The 7331-nt window shown below is 43.5% G+C and carries 9 protein-coding genes and 1 pseudogene; 9 read left to right on the forward strand and 1 reads right to left on the reverse strand.

The window, feature by feature from the left end; translation table 11 throughout:
* Positions 1 to 253: 253 nt before the first annotated feature.
* From ACI35L_RS13390 to ACI35L_RS13410, 5 genes are all read left to right on the forward strand, one after another.
* The gene (locus ACI35L_RS13390; protein ID WP_439803090.1) at positions 254 to 1147 is read left to right on the forward strand and encodes an aminoglycoside 6-adenylyltransferase; all 894 of its coding nucleotides are present in this window, start codon (positions 254 to 256) and stop codon (positions 1145 to 1147) included.
* Between the two features lie 299 nt (positions 1148 to 1446).
* The gene (locus ACI35L_RS13395) at positions 1447 to 2364 is read left to right on the forward strand and encodes an alpha/beta fold hydrolase (RefSeq protein ID WP_439803091.1); all 918 of its coding nucleotides are present in this window, start codon (positions 1447 to 1449) and stop codon (positions 2362 to 2364) included.
* Positions 2357 to 2599 carry a hypothetical protein gene (locus tag ACI35L_RS13400; RefSeq protein ID WP_439803092.1) on the forward strand — a complete coding sequence of 81 codons (243 nt, stop codon included), beginning with the start codon at positions 2357 to 2359 and terminating at the stop codon, positions 2597 to 2599. The genes ACI35L_RS13395 and ACI35L_RS13400 overlap by 8 nt, the downstream gene beginning before the upstream one ends.
* A 138-nt stretch (positions 2600 to 2737) precedes the next feature.
* Positions 2738 to 2881 (forward strand): hypothetical protein, encoded by a 144-nt coding sequence (locus ACI35L_RS13405; RefSeq protein ID WP_439803093.1) that lies wholly within the window; start codon positions 2738 to 2740, stop codon positions 2879 to 2881.
* 48 nt (positions 2882 to 2929) lie between these two features.
* The gene (locus tag ACI35L_RS13410) at positions 2930 to 3205 is read left to right on the forward strand and encodes a hypothetical protein (RefSeq protein ID WP_049671987.1); all 276 of its coding nucleotides are present in this window, start codon (positions 2930 to 2932) and stop codon (positions 3203 to 3205) included.
* Between the two features lie 96 nt (positions 3206 to 3301).
* On the opposite strand, the gene ACI35L_RS13415 is transcribed toward ACI35L_RS13410, so the two are convergent.
* Positions 3302 to 4477, reverse strand: coding sequence for a M28 family peptidase (locus tag ACI35L_RS13415; RefSeq protein WP_439803094.1), 1176 nt, complete (start codon positions 4475 to 4477; stop codon positions 3302 to 3304).
* A 359-nt stretch (positions 4478 to 4836) separates the two neighbouring features.
* On the opposite strand from ACI35L_RS13415, the gene ACI35L_RS13420 reads away from it, so the two are divergent.
* The 4 genes and pseudogenes from ACI35L_RS13420 to ACI35L_RS13435 form a co-directional block, all read left to right on the forward strand.
* Entirely contained in the window at positions 4837 to 5139 is a 303-nt protein-coding gene (locus ACI35L_RS13420) for an ArsR/SmtB family transcription factor (protein ID WP_439803095.1), read from the forward strand.
* Positions 5140 to 5157: 18 nt separating this feature from the next.
* Entirely contained in the window at positions 5158 to 6225 is a 1068-nt protein-coding gene (arsB, locus tag ACI35L_RS13425) for an ACR3 family arsenite efflux transporter (RefSeq protein ID WP_439803096.1), read from the forward strand.
* A gap of 13 nt (positions 6226 to 6238) precedes the next feature.
* Positions 6239 to 6658: an arsenate reductase (thioredoxin) gene (gene arsC / locus ACI35L_RS13430; protein ID WP_439803097.1), complete on the forward strand. Its 420-nt coding sequence runs from the start codon at positions 6239 to 6241 to the stop codon at positions 6656 to 6658.
* Between the two features lie 490 nt (positions 6659 to 7148).
* A pseudogene (locus ACI35L_RS13435) lies at positions 7149 to 7331 on the forward strand (hypothetical protein); the annotation flags it as partial.

A 7331-nucleotide genomic window follows, 5' to 3' on the forward strand; every position in this document is an offset into this window, starting at 1 on the left:
AAAGACCCTGCCGGTGCAGGGTCTTTTTTTATACTCATCTCTACAATTAAAAAAGTCCTATTCAATTATTGAATAGGACTTGTGCAACAAACGTATGAAACTTGTAATAGCAAATGGTAAGTTAAGTATAGCACAACGCTTGTATTATCCCTAATTTGGAACCTGTTTAGAAACAAATTTCTCCTATTATAGACAGCTTGTTGAATCTTTCGGTAATGGGAAGAGAATAGTGAAGGAATAAAGGAGGGTGCCTATGAGAACTGAACAAGAGATGATGGGCCTAATTTTAGCAACTGCTAAGCAGGATGAACGCATTCGAGCTGTCTATATGAATGGCTCACGGACAAATCCGAATGTGCCCAAGGATTTGTTTCAAGATTATGATGTGGTGTATGTGGTGGAGGAGATAAAGCCTTTCATTCAGAGGCGGGAATGGCTTACTGCATTCGGGGGTCTTTTGATGATGCAGGAGCCTGATAAGAACGACGGGGTGACTGCGCATGAGGGAGAGAGTTTGGAATCCTATATGTTCTTGATGCTCTTTAACGATGGGAATCGAATCGATCTTCGACTTCAAATGAAAGAGTGCATGCAGAGAGAATACGGTCTAGATAAGCTTACATGCCCTTTATTGGATAAGGATGGTCTGCTCCCCGCTATTCCTGCGCCAACGGATTGTGACTACCATGTCGTAAAGCCGTCGGAGGAGGAATATAATCGGTATACGAATGATTTTTGGTGGTGCTCGCAAAACGTGGCCAAAGGGATATGGCGTGATGAGCTTCCATATGCCAAGCACATGTTTGAACAGACGATGAGGGTACCGCTAGAATTAATGATTTCCTGGTGGATAGGCATTCAGCATGATTTTCACATTTCTACTGGAAAGCTGGGCAAGTATGTTAAGAATCATCTTCCTAAAGCTTATTGGGAGATGTATGAAGGGACGTATTCTGATTCGGATTATTCAAATATGTGGGAGGCTGTCTTTACCACATGTGAATTGTTTAGAATATTAGCACGGGATGTCGCAGACCATTTTGATTTTACCTATCCATTGGAAGATGATCAGAATATGATGCACTACCTCCAGCGTGTTCGGAACCTGCCTGCTGATGCGGTAGAACTTTTCCCCCATAATAGGTAGTAAGGCTTCCGCCTAAGGGAAGGAAGTGAATAGGGAAGATTGTTAGGAAATTAACTGCCCGATAAACCATGATATGGTTCAACTAATCATCTGTGTGGGTGAGGCTCAACTGATTGAAGTATCACTTTACGGAAGGTATTCTTCTAAACCATAGCGAATAAAGTTATGAAATGATGATTTCGAAAGGCGGCAGAGTATGAAATATGATATGGAACCCTTTCATTAACTAATTTCATTATCGGCTCGGCCTCCTCCGTCTATTTAAGGTGTACTTATTCTAAAAATGAGGAGGAGACAATATGGAAGAAGGAAGATTTATCGAAATTCGCGGTAAACAGTTGTACGTTGAGATCAGTGGCGAGAGGCAAAAGAACGTCATCTTGTATTTGCATGGCGGACCGGGTGAGGGGTGCTTTGATTTCACCTATCATCAACTAGAGAGATTCGGGAATGATTTCTGTGTCGTTGCTTTTGACCAAAGGGGAACATTGAGATCAGAGGAGATAGACGTACATGAACCATTCGGGCTTGATGATTTAATCGAAGATTGTGAAGGCCTCCGTTGTTTTTTCGGAATAGATAAATGGTCCGTCATCGGGCATTCATTTGGAGGCTACCTTGCCTTGCTGTATGCCTCACGGTATCCCGACTCGATAGAGAAGGTAGTCTTCGAGGGGCCGACCTTTGATTTTCGGCTTACGGCGAAGTCGCTGCTGAAGAAAACAGCTGGACTTTGTGCAGAATATGAGTTATTTGATGTTCAGGAGCGTTGCTTGTCTTTGATACGAAATTCATCTATCCGAACGAGAGAGCTTGTAGAAGGATATATGGAGGAGCGGGAGTATCTCGGTGATAATCGAATGCGTGTATACACATATAATTTTGCTGATCTGGCAGATACGAGCGTGTATACTGATGCTGAATGGGACTTATTCTATGAACGGTCTGAGGTTCATTATAACCGATTAAGGGATGAGGGAAGGATATTTAAAAACGTGCTGCCATTATTAAAAGAATTAAGCATGCCTTGTTTATTGATTATGGGAGAGCATGATGCTGTGCCTTGTCCAATTCAAATGGATGCTTTCCAAATCGATGTGAGGCTTGGTGAGACGTATATTGTAAGAGAATGCGGACATACGCCTCATTATGAAGCGGCAGATGAATTTTACAAGGTGGTCTGTGGTTTTTTGAAGGGGGAGAGGAAGGATGAATAAGTTTGCGAAGCTATCCTTGCTAATGGTCGGCTTTAATGCGGTTTTAGCCTTTTTTCTACGCCCAAAAAATGCGGGTCCCTTTTTATTGGGGTTCACCGTCCTTTCATTGATGGGGGTTATTTTTGCCTGCCTTTCGAAGAAGTGGTACACCATTCTGGGAGGGATTTTGCTGAATGGTGCTGCGTGGGTGCTCTTTGGTCTTTTGGTGCTAGGAATGGGTATGGGGGAACGGTAATTAAGGATGAAGAAGCTGCCTTGCTGGCGGCTTTTTTTCATTTTTGATACTTATTTCGAATATAGCTGCCATTTTCTATCTTCCCGTTGAATAAATTTCTTTCATTCTTCAAAGGTTAGACAATGGAGGTGAAGAATCTTGAACGATAATCAAGGCCAATCGAAGAATAAATATCGGGTACGTAATCAGGAAACGACTTCAAAGAATGGTGATTCTCCTTTGAAGCATATCCCAACAGTAAACAGCCGTCATGGTTCCAATGTTAAAACGAATGAAGAATAGAAAACAGTTGGATGTAAATAATCTTTGCCCTAATGAAGGAGAAGCAAAATGACAGGATATAGCAGGAATCAGATCCAAGCAAAAATGGAGCAAATTTTTTCTCAAACGTGCGGTGCATTTGAGAATTGTACGGAAGCCAATATTGAACGTTTCTTATCCAAGTGTTATGAGGAAAGTATCGATCCGCAATATTGCTTAAGCTGGGTATCTGAGCATAACGCAAGAATCCCTGATTGGGATCATTTGTCCAGTATTTCGCAGGAATGGGTTAATGAGCATACCTCATCTGGCTCCGCATTCACAGCATTCAATGATATGGATTAGTGTGACTGTTCATAAAAAGCTGTCCTTTGGGCAGCTTTTTCCCTATTAGCAAAGGGTTAAAATAGTTCTTCCTGAATACAGCAGTCGATGAAAAAATCACCGGCTGCTGTTTTGGATGACCTGTTTGAGGAAGCTGACGAGGCACTCAAGCTTGTCTAAATCAATTCGTTCATCCGTATCGTTTTCTGTGTGGAGAACAGACCCCATTAGACTGAAAATCTCAGAGGAGGTGATGGCGATTGCCGGGACTCCTGCTAAAGAGAATAGGGTATGGTCGCCTTGCGGCCAAGGGTCAATTTGTTCTAATTTATACGCGACCGCCGCTTGCGCCACCATTTTCTCTAAATCTTCGGGGCACTCATAAAATGAGTAGGAGATTAAACTGTCCTGCAGACCAGCCCCGTCCACATTAATCGCATATTTGTATGAAGCGGGGGCAGCTAGATAGGACCCGCGATAGACCATTTCACCAATGTTTGAGTAATGATCCTCCCCGTTAAAAAGGACAAATTCGATTTGGTAAGGCAATTCACTTCCTTCTAGTGCGGCTGCAAGTCCTAATAAAACGGCCACACCTGATGCGTTATCGAGCGCTCCAGGAGTTTGGGGCGCTGTATCGATATGGGCGGAGAGGGCGATTTTTTCTGGCCCTTCTCCATAAGTGGCGATGACATTGGCAGCCTTGGTGTTCATGCGAGCTGTGCGCAGAATCAGGTTCGCTGTTTTACCCGTGAGCAGGGCAGGAAGGCAGGACCTTGGTAGAATGGCGCATGGAATGTTAAAATCCCCGTCTTCAATCATTGGGACAAGCTCGCTTGCATCAAGGCTGATGGTCAGAACGGCACATGGGTTCCCGTTTTCCAGCAAGGCGATTATTTCCTGATGCTTTTCAGGATTCCAAAACATAAAACCTTTAGGCATGAGCGGTTCTATGCAGATCTCTCCATATAGGACGACAATTTTGCCTTTGAGATCAGCCTGGCGTAATTGATCGATTGACTGGATGCAGACCAGCTCAGCCTCCGTCTCACAAGGAAGCGTGTATGGAGCAGGAGTGATAGGGATGCTCTCTCCGTCAACATACAGTCTGCCGCCATCATTATGCCAATCGATACAGTTGAATTCTTGGCGCTCCACTGACAGTCCGCATGCCTTTAATTCTGAACACGCATATTTCACTGCGGCCTCATTGGCTGCCGATCCTGTCGGGCGAGGGCCGATATCCTTACAAAGCTTATTTAGGTGCCGTTTAATCTTCTCCCTCTGACTCATCTTGTTTCCCTCCTGACTTATTTATTCAAGGAGCCATCTGTGTGTATGATAGGCTCTTGCATAACTCCACAAAATTCTTTTCCCTAAATAACTCGTTGATAAATACGAATCTTCGTCTATTGAGAATTGTTCCATGTTTATTGGTTTTTTCATTTGAAAAGTCTATCTTCAACTTGTTCATTCTTCATGTTGTGGTCACATTCCTTTTTTATTTTTTGTATACATGAGTGCTGCTAAATATGTCTGTATTGGGCGGGGGATTCCAGTGGTCCAAAATCTTGAAAAGAAATTCATATTCTGTATAATATAATCATTGTATTATATAAGTGATTGATTATATATAAGGGAGGGGGAAGGGGATGAATCAATCTGAAGAAATGGCACAGCTGCTAAAAGCCGTAAGTGATTCAAACCGGTTGAAGCTATTGGCCTGTCTAAAGCATGGAGAAGTATGTGTCTGTGATTTCGTTGACATCTTGAATATTTCTCAGCCTGCTGTCAGTCAGCAGTTGAAGAAACTGAAGGATGCCGGAATCATCCTCGAACGGAAGAAGGGAACATGGAAGCATTTTCGCTTGAATGAGGAACAGAAGCCATACATACAGGCAATCATTGATGAGCTTAAGCCAATTGATGTGAATAGCTGCCAGAGTGAATGCTAAGGAAGTGAGGAGATAAATGTGAAAGAAAAAAGTGTAACAAAAAGGCTGAGCTTCTTGGATCGGTACTTAACCTTGTGGATATTTGCGGCAATGGCACTTGGAGTGTTAATAGCGGTCTGGTTACCAGATTTTAAAGATACATTAGATACGTTTTCAGTTGGAACGACCTCGATTCCAATCGCTATCGGGCTGATTTTGATGATGTACGCCCCATTGGCAAAGGTCCGTTATGAAGAGATGTGGCGAGTGTTTAAGGATTGGAAGGTCCTGCTGCTTTCCTTGTTCCAAAACTGGCTCCTCGGTCCTGTTCTGATGTTTTTCCTGGCTATTCTATTTTTACATGATTATCCGGAGTATATGGCAGGATTAATCATGATTGGTCTTGCCCGCTGTATCGCGATGGTCATCGTGTGGAATGATTTGGCGCGCGGTGACCGGGAATATGTCGCAGGGCTTGTAGCCTTTAACTCGGTATTCCAAATTGTGTTTTATTCCGTATTTGCCTATTTCTTCTTAAACGTCCTGCCGGGTGTGTTTGGCATGGAGAACCTAACAGTGGTGATTTCCATTTGGGAAATCGCCAAGAGTGTTCTCATCTATTTAGGAATACCATTTGCGGCAGGGATGCTGACGCGTTACTTAGGGTTAAAGCTAAAGGGAGAGAAATGGTATCAGGAAGCATTCCTGCCGAAGATTTCTCCGCTTACCCTGGTTGCGCTGCTCTTTACGATTATCATGATGTTCTCCTTAAAGGGGGATAAGATTGTTGAGCTGCCTATGGATGCGCTTCGAATTGCCGTTCCATTATTGATTTATTTCTTGATTATGTTTGCGGTGTCTTTCTTTGCATCGAAAAAGGCTGGAGCCAGCTATCCGGTTACGGCTTCATTGTCCTTTACAGCAGCAAGCAATAATTTTGAGCTGGCGATTGCGGTGGCTGTTGCCGTGTTTGGTATTAATAGCGGGGTGGCCTTTGCGGCGGTCATCGGTCCGCTCGTTGAAGTACCGGTATTAATTGCCCTGGTGAATGTTGCCTTGCGCTGGCAGAAGAAATACTTTCGAGATGAAGCATCATTAGATAACTAGGAGGAAGTAATAGATGAAAAAGAAAAAAACGATTTATTTTTTATGTACCGGCAATTCATGCCGCAGTCAAATGGCAGATGGCTGGGCGAAGAAGCTCTTGCCTGAGTGGGAAGTGAAAAGCGCAGGACTTGAAGCGCATGGACTGAATCCGAATGCTGTCAAGGCAATGAAGGAAGTGGGGATTGATATTTCCACAAATACTTCTGATGTCATTGATCCGGAAATCTTAAATCATGCTGAGCTCCTTGTAACATTATGCGGGCACGCAGATGAGCACTGCCCAGTAACACCGCCCAATGTGAAGCGGGTTCATTGGGGATTTGATGACCCGGCGAAGGCAGAAGGTACAGAAGAGGAAAAATGGGCCTTCTTCCAGCGTGTGCGTGATGAGATTGGAGCAAGAATCAGTGAGTTCGCTAAAACAGGTGAATGATTGGAGACTAGGCGGCCAGGGAGATTTCTCTCTTGCCGCCTCTTTATTTAAATTGGATTTATGGATACTCGAACTCTGTTGCAACTTTTCTTTAATGGAGGATGGCCGGCCAAGCGCCCTGATGCCTGAATAAATACCAATCGTTATCTGAACACCGACTAATAAAGGACAAGACTACCCAAAGAACTAGGAATCCAATCTTTCGATTTACTTCATATATAAGAATCATTCGTTATAGTTTAAAAGAAATATAGTTTTTTGAAGGGAAAGAACGGAATCAAGGAGAAAGAGTAATAGAAGGAGGAATGGAGTGGTGAACCAATCTTTCATCATAATAGCCATTATCTTGTTTATACTCGCATATCTCATAGGAGTGAAAAAGCAAACTTGGCTCTTATCAGGCTTTACCTTTATTCAGCAAAAGTCTTCAACTTAGATAAGCGCGAGATGAATGCAAACACCCTCTGAATAAAGGTGAAGCCTCCGGCGGATGGCAGAAAAGTTGAAAGGAAGGTTTTCGGACGGGGCCCGAACAACTTTTCGCCGCAATAACTCCGAGGTGTTATTGATTGAAAAGCCGGTGAAGGATAAGGAAAAGCTCGCAGGATTGGTTGGCTCTTACAATCTCATCATGGGCATGGTCATGATTGGAGGGGCCCTCATTAATCACCCG

The sequence above is a fragment of the Pradoshia sp. genome (genome assembly GCF_051873915.1).
Lineage (GTDB): Bacteria > Bacillota > Bacilli > Bacillales > Pradoshiaceae > Pradoshia.